The sequence below is a fragment of the Cohnella algarum genome, assembly GCF_016937515.1.
GTDB classification, from domain to species: domain Bacteria; phylum Bacillota; class Bacilli; order Paenibacillales; family Paenibacillaceae; genus Cohnella; species Cohnella algarum.
Map to the genome: position 1 here is coordinate 4,166,821 of NZ_JAFHKM010000002.1, position 17,815 is coordinate 4,184,635.

The following is a 17,815-nucleotide window of genomic DNA, read 5'->3' on the forward strand; positions in this document are numbered from 1 at the left end:
TTGCAAAACAGATTATGGAGGGAAACCAAAGATGAAAGCTGCGGAAATCCGCGACAAATGGCTGAAATTTTTCGCATCCAAGGGGCATCACGTGGAGCCGAGCGCCTCGCTCGTGCCGCACAACGATCCGTCCCTGCTGTGGATCAACGCGGGGATGGCGCCGCTGAAAGCCTATTTCGACGGGAGGGTGAAGCCGGAAAATCCGCGCATCGCCAACTCGCAAAAGTGCATCCGCACGAACGACATCGAGAACGTCGGCAAGACGCGCCGGCACCATACGTTTTTCGAAATGCTCGGCAATTTCTCGATCGGCGATTATTTTAAAGAAGAAGCGATCGCGTGGGCGTGGGAGTTTCTGACCGGGCCGGAATGGATCGGTTTCGCTCCGGAGCGCCTGTCGGTGACGATCCACCCGGAGGACGAAGAAGCGTTCCGCTACTGGAACGAGAAAATCGGCATCCCGGCGGAGCGCATCGTCAAGCTGGAGGACAACTTCTGGGACATTGGCGAAGGCCCTTGCGGGCCTTGCACCGAAATTTTTTACGACCGCGGCGACAAATACGGCGACCTGTCGGATCCCGAATGCTACCCCGGGGGCGAGAACGAGCGTTTCCTCGAAGTTTGGAACCTCGTGTTCTCGCAATTCAATCATAACAAGGACGGCAGCTATACGCCGCTTCCGAACAAAAACATCGATACCGGCGCAGGCCTGGAACGCTTCGCCTCGATCGTCCAGGACGTCGACTCGAACTTCGATACCGACCTGTTCCAGCCGATCATCGGGCATGCGTCGCGCATCTCCGGCGTCGCCTACCGGGCGGGCGCGGAGACGGACGTGGCGCTCAAAGTCATCGCCGACCATATCCGCACGGTGGCGTTCGCCGTCGGCGACGGCGTTCTGCCGTCCAACGAAGGCCGCGGCTACATCATCCGCCGTTTGCTGCGCCGCGCCGTTCGCTACGGCAAGGTGCTCGGCGTGGACCGTCCGTTCCTGTGGGAGCTGACGCCAACGGTGGGAGACGTCATGGGCTCCTACTATCCGGAAGTGGTGGAAAAGTGCGAATTCATCGAAAAGGTGATCCGCACCGAGGAAGAGCGGTTCCACGAGACGCTGAGCGACGGCCTGGCCATTCTCGCCGACATTTGCGGCAAGGCGAAAAGCGAGGGCGTGTCGGTCATCTCCGGCTCCGACGCGTTCAAGCTTTACGACACGTACGGCTTCCCGTTCGACCTGACGGAGGACTATGCCGCCGAACAGGGAATGACGGTCGATCGCGGCGGCTTCGACGCGGCGATGGAAGAGCAGCGCGAACGCGCCCGTTCGGCCCGCCAGGAGACGGAAAGCATGAAGGTGCAGGGCGGACCGCTGTCGGACTTCACGGAAAAAAGCGAATTCGTCGGATACGACCAGCTGACGGAGCAAGCGCGCGTCATCGCGATCGTGGCGGACGACCGTCTCGTCGATTCCGTCCGCGCGGGCGAGCAGGCGGTCGTGCTGCTTGACCGCACCCCGTTCTACGCGGAAAGCGGCGGCCAGGTGAGCGACAAGGGCACGCTCGTCGGCGAAGGCGGCGTCGTCGCGAACGTGACGGGCCTGTACAAGGCGCCGCACGGACAGCATGCTCACCTCGTGACGGTCGCTTCGGGAACGCTGAAAGCGGGCGACGCGGTAACGGCCAACGTCGACGCGAAGGACCGCGGCGACATCGTGCGCAACCATACGGCGACGCACCTGTTGCACAAAGCGCTCAAGGAAGTGCTCGGCGTCCACGTCAACCAGGCGGGCTCGCTCGTCGAGCCGGATCGGCTGCGCTTCGATTTCTCGCATTTCGGGGCGGTGACGCCCGAAGAACTGGCGGATGTCGAACGCCGCGTCAACGAGCAAATCTGGCTGGGCACCGAGCTGGATATCGGCTACAAGCCGATCGCCGAAGCGAAGGCGATGGGCGCGATGGCGCTGTTCGGCGAGAAATACGGCGACATCGTCCGCGTCGTCCGCGTTGGCGACTACAGCCTCGAGCTGTGCGGCGGCTGCCACGTGCGGAACACGGCGCAGATCGGCCTGTTCAAGCTGGTCAGCGAGAGCGGCATCGGTTCCGGCGTGCGCCGGATCGAGGCGCTGACCGGGCGCCATGCGTACCAATATATGGACGAACAATTGGGACTTCTGCGAGGCGCGGCTACGCTGTTGAAAACGGGCGTCGCCGACGTACCGAAGCGGATCGAGACGCTGCAGGGCGAGATCCGCCAGCTGCAGCGGGACTACGAGTCGCTGCAGGGCAAGCTGGGCCGGCTTGCGGCCGCCGATCTGGCGGCGCAAGCGGTCGACGTCGGCGGCGCGAAGCTCGTCGCCGCGCAGGTGAACGCGGAAGGCGGCATGGACGCCATCCGCGGCATCGCGGACGAGCTCAAGGCGAAGCTCGGCTCGGCCGTGGTGGTTCTTGGCGCCGCGGACGGCGACAAGGTTCAGCTTGTCGTCGCGGCAACGGCGGATTTGACCGCGAAAGGCGTGCACGCGGGCAAGCTGATCAAGGAGCTCGCGGCGATTTGCGGCGGGGGCGGCGGCGGCAAGCCGGAGCTTGCCCAAGCGGGCGGCAAGGACCCGTCGAAGCTCGGCGAGGCTCTCGCGGCGGCGGAGCGGCTTTTGCAGGCGCAGGTTGCAGGAAAATAACGCAGACGTTGACAGACGCACTTCCCGATTGCGGAAGTGCGTTTGGCGCTCTGCGGATGTTGACGGCTCGCCCGGGAAAGCCGCAATTTCCTGTCCGCGCCAATTTGTGATATGATGATTGGGAATAAAGTGCTGGTCGAAGAGAAGCGAGGTGTTGAGTTGATGAGCCCGTCGGACAAAAATCATCTGGACAAGACGGTCAAATTCGACGTCGTACCCGATCCCGAAGAAGTATCGTCGAAGGATATCCTGCTGTCCGTTCACGATGCGCTGGTGGAGAAGGAATATCATCCCATCAATCAAATCGTAGGTTATCTTCTTTCCGGCGATCCCGCTTACATTCCTCGCCATAATAATGCACGCAGCCTGATTCGGAAGAAGGAACGCGACGAATTGATCGAAGAACTCGTCCGCTTCTATCTTAGCCAACACCGATAGCGCATGCGGATTATGGGGCTGGACTACGGGGATAAGCGCATCGGCGTGGCGCTAAGCGATGCGTTCGGCTGGACCGCGCAAGGAGCGGAAGTGATCGAGCGGAAGAAGGATGACGATTACCTCGTACGGATTCGCGAGCTGGTTCGCGAGAACGAGGTGGAGTCGATCGTGGTCGGACTGCCGAAGAACATGAACGGCACGATCGGGCCGCGTGGCGAAATTTGCATGGCATTCGCGGAAGAACTTAGGCAGAAACTAAACGTGCCCGTCGAACTTTGGGATGAACGTTTGACCACGGTCGCTGCCGAAAGGGCTTTGCTTGAAGCGGATGTCAGCCGCAGCAAGCGCAAGCAGGTGATCGACAAGATGGCGGCGGCCATCCTGCTGCAAAATTATTTGGATTCCCGCCGGAAATGAGGGATAAACGCGATGGCAAACGAATCGAACCGCGAAGAAGAAGCGGAAATTATTTATATTCCCGACGACGAGGGGAACGATGAAGCGTTCGAAGTGATCATGCGCTTCGAGCCGGACGACGGCACCGACCGCAAATACATGCTGCTCGTTCCCGCGGAGGACGTCGAGGAAGAACAGGAAGTATACGCTTTCCGCTACGAAGAAGACGACGAAGGCGAAATCAAGCTGTACCCGATCGAGGATCAGGAAGAATGGGACATGGTCGAGGAGACGTTCAATACGCTTACGGCCGAGTTCGGAGACGACAACTAGGGACGCAGGTTCGTCCGTTGCGGGGGAAGATGGCAAATGGACAAAAGCGTTAGCGCGGGGCCTTCGCTCCGCGGCGTTTTCGGAGAAACGATCGAGTTGGACGGCGGCGGCATATACCGGATTTTGGCGGAGCTTTCGTTAGGCGGCAATGCCTATGCGGTCCTCCAGTCCGACGCGATGAAGAAGGACGGAGAGATCGAAGTGTTCCGGGTCACGGCGAACGCGAAGGGCGAGCCGGAACTGGAAACGGTCGAGGACGACGACGAGTGGGAGTCCGTCGCCGAAGCGTACGACGATTTGCAGTTCGGCGGTGACGAGCGGCCCTGAAGGCAAGAAGGGACGCCGACAGAACGCAATCCAAAGAGCGGGCGACCGCTCTTTTGCATGATTAGATGGTTTGGTGTCGGGCAGGAGGGAAGGCAATGGCCAAGGACAACGACGATAACGCAACCGGGTGGAAATCGTTTTTTCCCGGGGAACAATGGGAAAAGCCGAGCGAGGAGCCGCCCGAACGGCCGAAGCAGGCTGCAGGCGAGCCGGAGGGTCGATTGCGGGATGCCGCCGCCGGGCCGGAGGAGGAACGGCCGCTCGATGTCGGGTATCCGCGGGAATTTCCGTCGACCGATGCCGAGCTCGGCAAGCGGAAAAAATCCGGAGACCCGGGAAATCGGCGCGCGACGGAGGCCAAGTCCGAAGGGAAAGCCCCGGAGAAGCGCCGCCGCAAGCCTCGCCCGGCCTTGTGGTCGTTTTTTATCGCGCTGGGGATCGTGCTCGTATCGGGAGGGGCGGTTCTGTTTTACATCTGGAACGGCTTGCGTCCGACCGCCGCGAAGGATCCCGTTCGCTTTACGATCGAAAGAGGGAGCAGCGCGGACGAGGTAGCCGCCGTGCTGGAAACGAACGGACTGATCCGCAACGCTTTTTTGTTCGATTACTGGCTTAAGCTGAAGGACGAAGGCTCCCGCTTTCAAGCCGGCGAATACGAAATGGCCCCCGGAAGCACGCTGGAGGAAATCGTCGCCAAGCTTAACAGCGGCGATACGGTTGCGGCCGAGACGATTCGGTTTACGATTCCGGAAGGGTTTACGGTCGTGCAAATGGCCGACAAGCTTGCGGCGGAAGGGATCGCGGACAAGGACAAGTTTTTGGCCGCGCTGAACGATCCGTCGGCGCTGACCGGTTCCGTGTGGGTCAAGCAAATCCCGGACGACGACGATTTGCGTTATCCGCTGGAAGGCTACTTGTTCCCCGATACGTACGAACTGAAGAAGGGCAGCACGGAAATCGATATCGTCAACCGGATGCTGTCGGAGCTGGACCGGAAGCTGAACCAGCTTCCCGAAGACTGGCAAACGACGCTCGAAGAGCGAGAAATGACCGTTCACGAGCTGCTCACGCTCGCCTCCCTTATCGAACGCGAAGTGGTGCTCGACGAGGAACGGCCGATCGTGGCCAGCGTCATCGAGAACCGGATCGAAGAAAAGATGCCGCTTCAAATCGACGCGACGATTCAGTATTTGCTCGACAAACAGAAGGAAAATTTGACGGAGGCCGATTTGAAGGTCGACAGCCCTTATAATACGTACCAAAATGCCGGACTTCCGCCGGGGCCGATCGCAACGCCCGGTCTGAAATCGATCGAAGCGGTCCTGTATCCCGCGGAAACCGATTACTTTTATTACGTGACCAAAAAAGACGGCAGCAATCAGCATCTTTTCGCTTCGACGTACAGCCAGCATCTGAGAAACAAGGAGCAGAGCGAGCGAAACGTTCAACAATAGCGGCGCGATCTGCTGGCGCAAATGACAAGCTTCATACCAAGGGCCCGGCGCACTCGATCCGTCTCCTGACAAGAGACGGCATCGGCGTCGGGTCGTCATCATTCAAGGAGGTGAGCGGCCATTCTTCCAACTGTTGGGGAATTGCTCGTTTCGGCCGGATCGATCGATCAAATGAAGACCTATATTCAGGCGGGAGCGGACGCGGTGCTGATCGGCGAGGCGCGCTTCGGCATGAGATTGCCGGGAGATATCGGAGCCGACCGGTTGAAAGAAGCGGTAGCCGCGGCTCACGGGCTCGGGGCGAAAGCGTACGTGGCGATGAACAAGCTGTTCCGAAACGAGGAGCTTGTCCATCTTCCGGAGTATGTTCGGCTTGTCGCCGACGCCGGAGCCGACGCCGTCGTTTTCGGCGATCCGGCCGTGCTGCTCAACATTCGGGATCACGCTCCGGGCATGGCGCTTCACTGGAATGCGGAGATGACGGGGACCAATTCGGCGGCTGCCGCCTATTGGGGACGCAAAGGGGCGATCCGGGCCGTCCTCGCCCGCGAGCTGAACGAAGAGGAAATCGTCGATTTCAAGCGCCAATCGGCGCTCGAGGTGCAAGTTCAGGTTCACGGGGCGACGAATATTTATTATTCCCATCGCAATTTGCTTCAAAGCTATATGGATCATCTCGGCAAAGAAGCCCGCCTGGTCGATTTGGGGGGAGACCGCGGACTTTACCTGGTCGAAGTCGAGCGTCCGGAAGAGCATTTGCCCGTGTACGAAGACAGCAACGGCACGCACGTGATGAGCTCGGACGATATTTGCCTGCTCGAGGCATTGCCCGAACTGCTGTCCGCGGGCATCGACAGCTTGTATGTCGAACCTCTGCTCAAAACGGAACGATACAATGAAACGGCGATTCGGGTTTATCGGAAAGCGATCGACGCCTGGAAAGCGGATCCCGACGGCTATGCGTTCGACGAACGGGATTTGGATGCCATACGCGAGCTGCAGCCCGCGGATCGCGAGCTCAGCTTCGGATTTTTGTACAAGGAGCAGGTTTATTGACCGGAAGCATCGCGCAAAGGAGGAATGAACGATGAACGGCACATTGCAAGCGGTCGGCAGGACAGCGGGAAAAGGCAAACGCCATCGGCTTGCCAAGCCCGAGCTGCTGGCTCCGGCGGGCAGTTTGGAAAAGCTTAAATTCGCCGTCCGCTACGGCGCGGACGCCGTCTATATCGGCGGCCAAAAGTACGGCCTGCGTTCCAACGCCGACAACTTCAGCATCGAAGAGATGCGGGAGGGGGTCGAATTCGCTTCCCGCTACGGGGCGAAGGTGTTCGTCGCCACAAATATATTCGCCCACCAGGAAGACTTGCCCGGAGTCGCCGATTATTTGAAGGAGCTGGAGGATGCGGGCATCGCGGCAATCATCGCGGCCGACCCCGCCATCGTCGAAACGGCGCTTCGAAAGACGCCGGGCCTGGAAGTGCATTTGAGCACCCAGCAATCGACGATGAATTGGCAGGCGGTCCGTTTTTGGAAAGAGGAAGGACTGCCGCGCGTCGTTTTGGCGCGGGAAACGACGATGGACGAAATCCGCGAGATCAAGGACCGCGTCGACATCGAGATCGAAGTTTTCATTCACGGAGCGATGTGCTCGTCCGTATCGGGCCGCTGCGTGCTGTCCAATCACTTCACCGATCGCGACTCCAATCGGGGCGGATGCTGCCAATCGTGCCGGTGGAAGTACGATTTGCGCTCGGGCGAAGGGGCGTACGCGGAGCCGGGCGACCAGCTTTTCACGATGGGAAGCAAAGATTTGGCCATGATCGGGAATTTGCCGGACTTGATCGAAGCGGGCGTCGACAGCTTCAAAATCGAAGGCCGGATGAAGAGCATCCACTACGTCGCTTCGGTCGTCAATGCTTATCGGCAGGCCATCGATGCTTATATGGCCGACCCGGAGGGCTATTCGCTTGCGCCCGAGTGGGTCGGCGACATCGGCAAGGCGGCGAACCGGCCGCTCAGCACCGGCTTTTTCTACAGCACGCCGGGAGCGAAAGAGCATATTTACGAGCCGCAGGAGAAGCCGGCGCCGTACGATTTTGCCGCCGTCGTCACGGACTACAATCCTTCGACAGGAATCGCCGTCGTTCAACAGAGGAGTCCGTTCAAGCCGGGAATGGAAGTCGAATTTTTCGGCCCGGGCGGCCGCAGCTTTACCCAGAGGGTCGGAGAGATTAGCGACGATCAGGGAAATCGGTTGGATGTCGCCCGGCATCCGCTGCAGACTATCCGGCTTAAGACGGATTTTCCGGTGGAGCCGTGGGACATTATGCGCAAAAAGATTTTGTAACAACTTCCAATGGAATTTGTGGAAACGAACAAAAAAAGCAAAATTGAGAAGCGAATGAGAGGATTCTAATCTGACTTGTCGAAAATACTCTAGTAAAGTCATTCATTGCCATAAGGGGGCAGATGAAGAACTTACCTGAGTAGGCGGCAAGTCCTTTTTTTGTTTTTATTTTCGTCACTATTAGCCGGAGGGTGTTACTTCAGATGAAAAAGACGTGGCGCGATCGCATGAAAGATGTCGATTTGAAGAAAGGCTCGGGCAACGTGGGCAAGTATGCGCGGTATTTAGGAAAAAGCCTGAAAAACACGAGGATCGTTTCTCCGTTTCGTTCCGTAGGCATGAAGCTGTTTCTAATTATTTTTTGCGGCATTTTGGCTTGCGTCGTGGCTCTCGGCATGATTTCCTATACGCAAGCGCGCAAAGTAATTGAGACCAAAGTCGCAGAATCCACGATCGAGACGTCGGCGCAAACGGCCGGCCGCATGGATTTGCTTTTGAGCGGGTACGAACGCAAGACGATGGAGTTTCTTTCGGATGCGGAATTTACGACCCTGCTGTCGAGCGCGATCAGCGCGACGGACGATTACGAGAGGTTCGACAGCCAGCGAAACCTGACGAACAAGCTTTCGTCCGTCATGCTTTCGGACTCGATGCTGGCGGGCATTTATTTGATTCCGTCCGATCCGAACATGGAAGTGATGGGATCGGCCTCGTCCGGAGGGCTGCCTAACGTTTCGGAAAATATGCCTGCCTTCGTAACCCAAATGGTCGAGGCTTCCGGCAAAGTCGTTTGGGTGCCTACGATGCCGAAGGGCGTATCCGGCAATATGAGCAGCGGGACGATCGCGGTCGGACGCGCCATGATGAGCGTGAACAGCAACAATCCGTATGTGCTGGTGATCGAGGTCCACATCTCGGCGCTGGACGATATGCTGGAGACGGTCGATTTCGGGGACGGCAGTTCGACCTATATCGTCGCGCCGGACGGCACGATCGTTTACTCCCCCGTCAAGGAAGAAATGGGCACGGCGTACGGTTATGAGCTTCCGGCAAGCGGCAGCTCCAGCAATTTCAAATTGGACAAAAAGGAATACTTGACCGTCGGGGCGGACTCGACGGCCAACGGGTGGAAGGTCGTCGGCAATATGCCGATTGAAACCTTGACGAAGGATGCCGGAGTGATTGCCAGGGTGACCTGGATCGTCGGATCGTTATCCGCCTTGATCGCGGGCGCGATCGGCTGGTTTATCGTCTGGTCGATCGGCAGACCGCTCGGCCAGCTTCGCAACTTGATGAACGAAGGCGAACGCGGCAATTTGACGGTTCGTTCGAATATTCGTTCGAAGGATGAAATCGGGCAGGTTGCGGACAGCTTCAATCGCATGATGGAAAATATTACAAACCTGGTCATGAAGACGACCGAATCGGCGGCGGAAGTGCTCGCGACGGCCGCCTCCCTGGGCGACGCTTCGCGCAAGACGGCCGGAGCCGCCAAGGAGATCGCGATCGCAACCGAAGAAATCGCGAGCGGCGCGACCAACCTCGCCGTCGAATCGGAGCGCGGCAGCGAGATGACCGGAGAAATCGGCAACCAGGTGCAGCTCGTCATCGCCTCCAATACGGAAATGGGCCGTTCCGCCGCCGAAGTCGAGGAAGCGGGCCGAAGAGGTACCGATTATATGGCCGGGTTGATCCAGAAAACGGGGCAAACCGAAGAGATGACCCGTTCGATGGTGGAGAAAGTGGACAAGCTGCAGGACAGCACCCGCTCGATCCGGAAAATTCTCGACGTGCTGGGCAATTTGACCAAGCAGACGAATATTTTGTCGCTTAACGCAACGATCGAGGCGGCGCGGGCCGGCGCGGCGGGCAAAGGCTTCATGGTCGTCGCCGACGAAATCCGCAAGCTTGCGGATCAATCGCGGCAATCGATCGGCGTCGTCGGCGAAGTGGTCGAAACGATTCAGAATGAAATCGAAGAGACCGTCTCGGTTTTGTCGGAAGCCTATCCGCTGTTTAAACAGCAGATCGAATCGGTGCGCGAAGCGACGGAAATTTTCCACAACGTTCAGGAGCAGATGAACCTGTTCGCGGAACGGTTGGATTCGGCCACCAAATCGGTCGGACGACTGGAGGAAGCGCAATCGACCTTGTCGCTCGCGATGACGAACGTCAGCGCGGTCGCCCAGCAATCCTCCGCCACGTCGGAGGAGGTCGCGTCGCTCAGCAACGAGCAGTTGAACATCAGCGAAGGGCTCGTTCAGCTGTCCAGCCGGCTGGAGGCCGTATCGGTGCAGCTGCGGGAGTCTCTTTCGAAATTTACGGTTCAATAACGAAACGATTAGTCGAAAAAAGGTCGTACGGACTGCGGTCCGTCCGGCCTTTTTTTCTACGGCCGACCAATTAACTAACAAGGATTTACAAGGCCTCTGTCGAAGTAGTAATGAGCTATTTGAGGGAGGTCTTTCTTCATGCCATTACCAAAAAATCGAATCGTGCCCGAGGAAACCCTTTATTTCGTGCGGAAATTGAGACTTGCCCAGATTGCGGTAGAAAATTGAAACGTCACCATACCGCGTGGAAGAAGAACATCTCCACGCTCAGCGGCGTTTTTCAGGTTTGGAACATGGCTTATCATTGCCCTCATGAAGAGTGCGGGAACTTAACTAGATATTTCAGATCTGCTCGGGCAGTTGCCCGTTGCATGAAGCACACGTCATACGGATTTGAGCAAAGTCTGTGAGTTAATTGGTCAGCCGTAGTTTTTTTAGTATGAAAAGATTGTTTGCATTCATCTTCGTACGAATGTGCCAAGCAAGCTTGGGGGCAGGCGCGACGCTCGGATAGCGTAAAATAGTGTTCCGTCGCCGACTTCCTTATCCATCCCCATCGGAAGCCGGCTTGACCTTCCGCGGAACCAGTTGAGCTGTGAGTGCCCATCTGCGCTGGTTAACCGGATGCAGCCGGGGGCAGATGGGTAAAAAATACTCAACTGGCCCGGTTAACCGAATGCGGTAGGGGTCAGATGGGTAAAAAATACTCAACTGGTTACTCATCTCAGCCGATAGACCGCATATAGCCGCACTCCGTTAGGTGACCATGGCTCATCTCACTGCCTCCGCACGCCCGCTAATCCAGATAAGCCGAGGCTCCTCATCTGAACCTGCCATACCGAACTTTCCAGGAAATAACGACTCTAGCGATATTTCGCCCAAAACCTCACATATTCATGATCCCCGGGGGTTCTGTCTATCAAGGTCGCCGTCCTGCGTTTTCTTATCAAAGACTCCCGCCGATTCAGCCGGGAGTTCACGAAAGCAATCGCCGCGAGTCGTCATTTCGACGTTTTTCCGCCCGCCCTTCGTGTTGGACGAATAAAATCCGGCAATAATGGTTACTATCCAACATCCAAAACGGAGGTAACGCGGGTTGAAAGCGTCAAGTCGGCTCAGACTGGTTAAAGTATTGCTGCTGTTTGCCATCTTGTTCGGCATCGCGGAAGCGAGACTTGCGTGGGTGCAGCTCGGCATCGGCGGCAAAAAGCAAGCGCATGCCGTCTTGCAGCGGCAAGCCGCTTTGCAGCATGCGGATGAGCTTGTGCTCGACAACGGGAGGGGGCATTTTCTGGACCGCAACGGCGTTATGCTGACCGGGAAAACCGTCCGCGCGCTGGCGGCTTTTCCCGCGCAAGGCATGCCGAGAGGAACGGAGAAAGAGCTGGGCGAGCTGTCGGACATATTAGGCGCGGATCGCGATCGGCTGGCCGAATGGCTCGACGAACTGCGGACGGCCGACGTGTGGCGCGCGGAAGGGGGGAAACAGGCGTACTCGTTAAGCGAGGAGCAAGCCGCCCGAATCCGGAGCCTCGATTTGTCCGGGATCGCCGTTCTGCCTTACCGCAACCGCTATCCGGACGATGCGGCTTTCGACCCGCTGCAGGCGATCGGGTACGTCTCCCAGGATCCGTCGCATCTTCGGGAAACGTACGGCAAGCGCCTCGCCGACCTGCGCATAAACGAAACCGATCCGATCGGCGGAGCGGGTCTCGAGCATTCTCTGGACCGGCTGCTTCGCGGGACCGGACCGACGAAGGCGATGCAGTTGACCGACGGGGCGCGAAGGCCCTTGAAGGGGCTTGGAATCCACGTCGCATCGCCGGATAATGCCCATTATCCGCTGCAGGTCAAAACGACGATCGATGCCGGTATGCAGCGGGCGGTTACGGAAGTGCTGGACAAGCACGGCATTCGAAGAGGAGCGGTCGTCGTGCTCGATGCGGGAAATGCGGACGTTCTGGCGATGGTCTCCTTGCCGGCATTCGATCCCGGGCGCATCGGAGCGGCCGGAACCGACGAACGGAACCATGCGCTCCTCGCGGTCGCGCCGGGCTCGATCTTCAAAACCGTTACGCTGGCGGCCGCATTGGAGGCCGGCATTACCGACGTAACGGAACGCTTTTATTGCGACGGAACGTACGGCCGCTACGGCCTGAAATGCTGGCACGAGGGGGGGCATGGTTTGCTTACGCTGGAGGAAGCGTTCGCGGAATCGTGCAACGTCGTTTTTGCGGCGCTTGCCGAGCGCCTCGATCCGGCGCTGCTGCAAAGCACGGCCGACAAGCTGGGCATCGGCCGCCAAGTCGGCTGGAGCGCGGAACGTTTCGTCGACGGACAGCCGCTGCGGCTGCTGCCCGAAGAGCAGGCGGGGGCCGTCTTTGCCGATCTGGAGGCGGCAAAGGACGGCGGCGTCCGCACCGGATCCGGAATCGGCCAACGGGACGTGCGGGTGACGCCGCTGCAGGCGGCCAATTTGGCGGTGACGCTGCTGCACGGAGGCAAGGTGCTCGCCCCCCGGATCGTCAGCGAAATCCGCTATGCGGACGGCGGACGGATGGCCCGGCTGCATCCGCAAACGGCTTCGTCCGCTTATGGAAAAATCGGGCCGGATACGGCCGCGTTCGTGCGCAAAGCGATGGAATCCGTCGTCGCGAAAGGGACGGCGGCCTCCGCTTTGAAAACGTCCGTCTGGCCGCTTGCGGGCAAGTCGGGCACCGCCGAGCTGGCGGGCCGGGATGCGGGTTCGAACCATCACTGGTTCATCGGCTACGGGCCGGCGAAAGGAAAAGCCCGATTCGCGGTATCCGTCCTGCTCGAGAAGGAGCCGGCCGGTTTGCGCAATCGGGCGGGGGCCGTATTCGGCGACATTATGGAAGCGTTGCGGCTGCTGGAGGAGGGCCGAAACCGTAAGGATCAGCCCGCTACGGCTGTTCCTTCTGCGGGGGCTGAAGCGGGGAAACGGTGAATTCCTCTTTCGGCAGCCGGATCCATTGCTGCAAATATCCTTGATCGTAAAGCGCCTTGAGCAAAATGATCAGAATCGGCGCCAGAATCAGGCCGGCCACCCCGAACAGCGACATCGAAACGAGCATGGCCGCCAGCATCGTGAACGCCGAAACCCCGACCGTGTTGCCGGTGATTTTCGGTTCGAGCATTTGGCGCGTCAGCGTGACGGCGGCCAGCAGAACGGTCAGCCATATGGCGAGGGTCGTATCCCCCACAATGAACAAATACAAAATCCAGGGGATGAACAGCGCGCTTACGCCAAGCAGAGGCAGCACGTCGAACAGGCCGGCGAGCAGGGCGAGGGCGAACGCGTTTTTGACGCCGAGCAGCAGCAGCGAAATAAAAATGACGATAAACGTGACGCTGATCAGCTTGGCCTGCGCCGAAAAATAAGCGCCGATGCCTTTAAACACGTTTTCCCGCAGAAAAGCGAAGGCGGTCTTGAGCGTTTTGGGCGAACGGTCCGAAGCGATCCGGCGCCACCAATCGATTTCGACGCTCAAAAAATAGGCGAGAATGATCGCCATGACGAAGTTGAAAATAAACGCGGAGAAGGAAGAAAGAAACGAAACGAGCCAGTTCAGGAACGAAGTCGCCACGTTCGTGCCGAACTTCGTTACGGTGTCGACCGCTTCCTGCGCTCTTTGCGTGATGTCGGGCGGAAGCCGGTCGATATGCTGCTTCAAGTATTCGACGATTTGGCCGACTTGACCGGTCAATACTCTTTGGTAATAGGGCAGCTTTTCGCTCAATTGGCTGATCTGGGAGTAAAAAATAAAGCCGAGGCCCGCCAGCACCGCCAGCACGATCAGCGAAAACAGGAGAATGCTGATGCCGGACGCGATCGATTTGCGGATGCCGATGCGGTTCAGGCGTTTGGCGAGCGGCTCGATGCATATAAAGACGAGCAAGGATAAAAATACGGGCGTGGCGATGCTGTACAAATAGCTGAATATGTACATCGTAAGCCATACGGTCAGCGCGACGACGCCGATATCGAATGCGGTGCGCCAGTATTTCTGGTACAAATGAAACATGCATTTCCCACCCTCGGATGAAATAGGATCGTATTACGACTTATTTTACATGATTCCAAAAAAGATGCCTACAACGATGCTAAATGTTAAATACGTATGATAAAATATAAGGTGGCATCATTCGTGTTTAAACTATCCGGCAAGTTGGTGGGAAGTCATGGACAGAATCCTGTGGTGGGTGTTTTATTACTTTACGATTTATGCGTTTTTGCCGGGCTTCGTAAGCCGCACGTTCGGGCTGCGCGCCTTCCGGCGCGGCCGGACCGAGCGCGAGGTTTCGCTTACGTTCGATGACGGTCCCGATCCGAAGTATACGCCGCAATTGCTCGATTTGCTCCGGGAGCACGGCGCGAAAGCGACATTTTTCGTCGTCGGGGCTCACGCGGAAAAGTATCCCGAACTCGTCAAGCGCATTTATGACGAAGGTCACGATCTCGGCATCCATAATTACGTCCACAAAAGCAACTGGGTCATGCGCCCGAGGACGGTCAAGCGGCACGTCCAGCGGACGTCGGACATTTTAGAGGGCATCACCGGAGCGAAACCGCGATTTTATCGCCCGCCTTGGGGAATCATCAATATTTTCGATTTTGTCAGGCGCGGTTCGCTGCAAATCGTACTGTGGACTTCGATGTTCGGCGACTGGAAAGTGAAGGTCGGAGCGGACAACCTCTACGCGAAAATGAAGGAAAAGCTAGGTCCCGGACAGGTGTTTCTGCTGCACGACCGAGGAGATACGCTCGGCGCCGATCCCGGCGCTCCGGCAAATACGATCGAAGCGGTTCGGCGCATTCTGGAAGACGGCCGCAAGCTTGGGTTGCGGTTCGTCGGCATCGGGGAGATGATGGAATTGACCGAACGGTTCAAAGCGGCAAAACGCAGCGGCAGGTCGGTCTCGGCAAGGGAGAACGGCGCGTCCCGCGACGAAACTGCAGCGGCGTCGAGCGGCGTTTCCAAGCCTCGCACGGGTCCGTTCAAACGGGCGGTCGTTGCGGTTTGGCTACTATGGGAAAAGCTGTTCCGCATTGTGTTTCGGCTTCGTCCGGTGGGCGATCGCGCCTTCATGCACTACCGCATTCGCAAGTACGGCGGTCCGGATTTGCAGCTTAAAGATTCGTCCTGGCTGCGCCGCGGCGACGTCGTCATGGAAATGCATTTCGACAACGCCAAAATGTACGAGCTCGGGATGAATTCCCGCTCCGCGCTGCAAATCGCCATCAAGCTGATCCGGGAGACGGAGCATGCGCTTCCCGACTTTGCGCGGGAAGCGGAGCAGCTGCCCGACGGGCATCGAATTCGGGCGCTGTACGGCGTGACGATGGTGAACCGGGGAGCCGAAGGGCTCGGCTTCGAAACGTACGAGCTTCCCCGGGACTGTTCGCCGCTTCGACCAATTGGTATTTGCGATTGATGATGCGCATCATTCGGCCGGACGGGGGAAAAAGAGGGATGGACAACATCTCTCCGCGAGCCGTCATCATGACGCGGGAGCGGTTGGCCCGATGGCGGGACGACTCGGTTCCGGTTCGCCCGGCTATCCGGACCAAGCAGGCAAGCGAACGGGCGGAGCATGCGGAATTCGAGGAGGAACCGCTGCACAGTCCGGTGGGCTGAAACGATTGAAAACGAAAGAAGGGCTTTCCCGCGGAATCGCTTCGACCCGCGGGAAAGCCCTTTTGCGCGATGCGCGCATAGAACCGGATTAAATTTTCATGACGCCGCCGTTGCTGGCGTTGGTGACCATCGCGGAGTAACGGGCGAGGTAGCCGCGTTTGATTTTCGGCTCGAAGCCTTTCCATTCCGCGCGCCGGCGATCCATTTCCTCGTCGCTCACTTCAAGCGTGATCGTACGGTTGTTCAGATCGAGCTCGATCATGTCGCCGTCGCGCACGAAGGCGATCGGACCGCCTTCGGCTGCCTCCGGGGAGACGTGGCCGACGGCAATGCCGCGCGAAGCTCCGGAAAACCGTCCGTCGGTGATGAGGCCGACTTTCGTGCCGAGGCCCATGCCGACGATTTGCGAAGTGGGAGCGAGCATTTCCGGCATGCCGGGACCGCCTTTCGGCCCTTCGTAGCGGATGACGACGACATGGCCTTCCTTCACTTTGCCTTCGGCGAGACCTTTCAGCACTTCGTCTTGCGAATCGAAGCAGATGGCCGGGCCGCGGTGGTAGCCGCCGACGGATTTGTCTACGGCCCCGACTTTAATGATGGAGCCGCCCGGCGCCAAGTTTCCGAACAGAACGGACAGGCCGCCTTCCTTGCTGTGCGGATCTTCGATCGAGCGAATGACGGCAGGGTTGGCGATTGCGGCTCCCTCCACATTTTCTCTCAACGTCTTGCCGGAGACCGTCAGCACGTCGCCCTTCAGCGCGCCTTCCTTGCGGAACAGCTCGTTGATGATGGCGCTCACGCCGCCCGCTTCGTGCAAGTCTTCGATATGGTGATCGGATGCCGGCGCGAGCTTCGACAGGTACGGCACGCGCTTGGCCACTTCGTTGATGCGCTCGATCGGGTAATCGATGCCCGCTTCGTGGGCGAGGGCAAGCGTATGAAGCACGGTATTGGTCGATCCGCCCATCGCCATGTCCAAAGCGAACGCGTTGTCGATCGAATCTTTCGTCACGATGTCGAGCGGCTTGATGTCCTGCTTAATCAGCTCCATGAGCTGTTTCGCGGACTTCTTGACAAATTCGCGGCGCTCGGGCGCCACGGCCAGGATGGTGCCGTTGCCGGGAAGCGCAAGGCCGAGCACTTCGGCCAGGCAGTTCATCGAGTTGGCGGTAAACATGCCGGAACACGAGCCGCAGGTCGGACAGCCGTATTGTTCGAGCTCGGTCAAGCTTTTTTCGTCGATTTTGCCGGTCATGTAGGCGCCGACGCCTTCGAAGACGCTCGTCAGCGAAATAGCTCGCCCGTCGCTCGTGCGGCCGGCTTTCATCGGGCCGCCGCTGACGAAAATCGTCGGAATGTTGATCCGGAGAGCGGCCATCATCATTCCGGGAGTGATCTTGTCGCAGTTCGGAATGCACACCATGCCGTCGAACCAGTGCGCGTTGACGACCGTCTCGATCGAATCCGCGATGATTTCGCGGCTTGCCAGCGAATACCGCATGCCGATGTGGCCCATCGCGATGCCGTCGTCCACGCCGATCGTGTTGAACTCGAACGGCACGCCGCCCGCTTCGCGGATCGCTTCTTTGACGATTTTGCCAAACTCCTGCAAGTGCACGTGGCCGGGAACGATATCGATATAGGAGTTGCACACCGCGATAAACGGTTTGCCGAAATCTTCTTCCTTGACGCCGGCGGCGCGCAGCAAACTGCGATGCGGTGCGCGGTCGAAGCCTTTTTTGATCATGTCGGACCGCATTTTTTTCGATGCCATTATGAAAATCCCCCAATCTTGTGTTGAGAACTGCTGTGCTCCAGATAAGAATAATTCTATCATACATCTTATCTTATTC

14 protein-coding genes are annotated in these 17,815 nt (G+C 58.4%); 12 read left to right on the forward strand and 2 right to left on the reverse strand.

The genetic code is table 11. The features are described from left to right. Nucleotides 1–31 precede the first annotated feature (31 nt). The 10 genes from alaS to JW799_RS18655 all read left to right on the forward strand — a co-directional run bounded on the left by alaS (nucleotide 32) and on the right by JW799_RS18655 (nucleotide 13,270). Complete coding sequence (gene alaS / locus JW799_RS18610; protein WP_205431108.1) at nucleotides 32–2,671, forward strand: alanine--tRNA ligase; 2,640 nt, start codon at nucleotides 32–34, stop codon at nucleotides 2,669–2,671. A gap of 162 nt (nucleotides 2,672–2,833) precedes the next feature. Then, nucleotides 2,834–3,109, forward strand: coding sequence for an IreB family regulatory phosphoprotein (locus tag JW799_RS18615; RefSeq protein ID WP_080840629.1), 276 nt, complete (start codon nucleotides 2,834–2,836; stop codon nucleotides 3,107–3,109). 3 nt (nucleotides 3,110–3,112) lie between these two features. Continuing rightward, nucleotides 3,113–3,526: a Holliday junction resolvase RuvX gene (ruvX, locus tag JW799_RS18620; protein ID WP_205431110.1), complete on the forward strand. Its 414-nt coding sequence runs from the start codon at nucleotides 3,113–3,115 to the stop codon at nucleotides 3,524–3,526. Between the two features lie 12 nt (nucleotides 3,527–3,538). After that, nucleotides 3,539–3,838: a DUF1292 domain-containing protein gene (locus tag JW799_RS18625; protein ID WP_205431112.1), complete on the forward strand. Its 300-nt coding sequence runs from the start codon at nucleotides 3,539–3,541 to the stop codon at nucleotides 3,836–3,838. Nucleotides 3,839–3,874: 36 nt separating this feature from the next. Next, entirely contained in the window at nucleotides 3,875–4,165 is a 291-nt protein-coding gene (locus tag JW799_RS18630; RefSeq protein WP_205431114.1) for a DUF1292 domain-containing protein, read from the forward strand. A 410-nt stretch (nucleotides 4,166–4,575) separates the two neighbouring features. Further along, complete coding sequence (gene mltG, locus JW799_RS18635; protein ID WP_080841062.1) at nucleotides 4,576–5,619, forward strand: endolytic transglycosylase MltG; 1,044 nt, start codon at nucleotides 4,576–4,578, stop codon at nucleotides 5,617–5,619. A 171-nt stretch (nucleotides 5,620–5,790) separates the two neighbouring features. After that, nucleotides 5,791–6,675 carry a peptidase U32 family protein gene (locus JW799_RS18640; RefSeq protein WP_205431116.1) on the forward strand — a complete coding sequence of 295 codons (885 nt, stop codon included), beginning with the start codon at nucleotides 5,791–5,793 and terminating at the stop codon, nucleotides 6,673–6,675. 31 nt (nucleotides 6,676–6,706) lie between these two features. Then, nucleotides 6,707–7,969 carry a peptidase U32 family protein gene (locus JW799_RS18645; RefSeq protein ID WP_205431119.1) on the forward strand — a complete coding sequence of 421 codons (1,263 nt, stop codon included), beginning with the start codon at nucleotides 6,707–6,709 and terminating at the stop codon, nucleotides 7,967–7,969. A 203-nt stretch (nucleotides 7,970–8,172) separates the two neighbouring features. Next, nucleotides 8,173–10,302 (forward strand): methyl-accepting chemotaxis protein, encoded by a 2,130-nt coding sequence (locus tag JW799_RS18650; RefSeq protein ID WP_240353334.1) that lies wholly within the window; start codon nucleotides 8,173–8,175, stop codon nucleotides 10,300–10,302. A 1,096-nt stretch (nucleotides 10,303–11,398) separates the two neighbouring features. Continuing rightward, on the forward strand, nucleotides 11,399–13,270 hold the full coding sequence (locus JW799_RS18655; RefSeq protein ID WP_205431121.1) for a peptidoglycan D,D-transpeptidase FtsI family protein: 1,872 nt from the start codon (nucleotides 11,399–11,401) through the stop codon (nucleotides 13,268–13,270). Here the strand turns inward: JW799_RS18655 and ytvI are convergent. Further along, nucleotides 13,227–14,348 (reverse strand): sporulation integral membrane protein YtvI, encoded by a 1,122-nt coding sequence (gene ytvI, locus JW799_RS18660; RefSeq protein ID WP_080840623.1) that lies wholly within the window; start codon nucleotides 14,346–14,348, stop codon nucleotides 13,227–13,229. The two genes, JW799_RS18655 and ytvI, sit on opposite strands and share 44 nt — an antisense overlap. A 157-nt stretch (nucleotides 14,349–14,505) precedes the next feature. Here ytvI and JW799_RS18665 point away from each other — a divergent pair, with 157 nt between their 5' ends. Next, nucleotides 14,506–15,759 (forward strand): polysaccharide deacetylase family protein, encoded by a 1,254-nt coding sequence (locus JW799_RS18665; RefSeq protein ID WP_205431123.1) that lies wholly within the window; start codon nucleotides 14,506–14,508, stop codon nucleotides 15,757–15,759. A 38-nt stretch (nucleotides 15,760–15,797) separates the two neighbouring features. Beyond that, nucleotides 15,798–15,962 (forward strand): hypothetical protein, encoded by a 165-nt coding sequence (locus tag JW799_RS18670; protein WP_205431125.1) that lies wholly within the window; start codon nucleotides 15,798–15,800, stop codon nucleotides 15,960–15,962. 88 nt (nucleotides 15,963–16,050) lie between these two features. On the opposite strand, the gene ilvD is transcribed toward JW799_RS18670, so the two are convergent. Then, complete coding sequence (gene ilvD, locus JW799_RS18675) at nucleotides 16,051–17,736, reverse strand: dihydroxy-acid dehydratase (RefSeq protein WP_080840621.1); 1,686 nt, start codon at nucleotides 17,734–17,736, stop codon at nucleotides 16,051–16,053. Between the last annotated feature and the right edge of the window lie 79 nt (nucleotides 17,737–17,815).

Coding starts and splice junctions, on each gene's coding strand:
- alaS (WP_205431108.1), top strand. CDS start 32: ATGAAAGCTGCGGAAATCCGCGACAAATGGCTGAAATTTTTCGCATCC.
- JW799_RS18615 (WP_080840629.1), top strand. CDS start 2,834: ATGAGCCCGTCGGACAAAAATCATCTGGACAAGACGGTCAAATTCGAC.
- ruvX (WP_205431110.1), top strand. CDS start 3,113: ATGCGGATTATGGGGCTGGACTACGGGGATAAGCGCATCGGCGTGGCG.
- JW799_RS18625 (WP_205431112.1), top strand. CDS start 3,539: ATGGCAAACGAATCGAACCGCGAAGAAGAAGCGGAAATTATTTATATT.
- JW799_RS18630 (WP_205431114.1), top strand. CDS start 3,875: ATGGACAAAAGCGTTAGCGCGGGGCCTTCGCTCCGCGGCGTTTTCGGA.
- JW799_RS18640 (WP_205431116.1), top strand. CDS start 5,791: ATGAAGACCTATATTCAGGCGGGAGCGGACGCGGTGCTGATCGGCGAG.
- JW799_RS18645 (WP_205431119.1), top strand. CDS start 6,707: ATGAACGGCACATTGCAAGCGGTCGGCAGGACAGCGGGAAAAGGCAAA.
- JW799_RS18650 (WP_240353334.1), top strand. CDS start 8,173: ATGAAAAAGACGTGGCGCGATCGCATGAAAGATGTCGATTTGAAGAAA.
- ytvI (WP_080840623.1), bottom strand. CDS start 14,348: ATGTTTCATTTGTACCAGAAATACTGGCGCACCGCATTCGATATCGGC.
- JW799_RS18665 (WP_205431123.1), top strand. CDS start 14,506: ATGGACAGAATCCTGTGGTGGGTGTTTTATTACTTTACGATTTATGCG.
- JW799_RS18670 (WP_205431125.1), top strand. CDS start 15,798: ATGGACAACATCTCTCCGCGAGCCGTCATCATGACGCGGGAGCGGTTG.
- ilvD (WP_080840621.1), bottom strand. CDS start 17,736: ATGGCATCGAAAAAAATGCGGTCCGACATGATCAAAAAAGGCTTCGAC.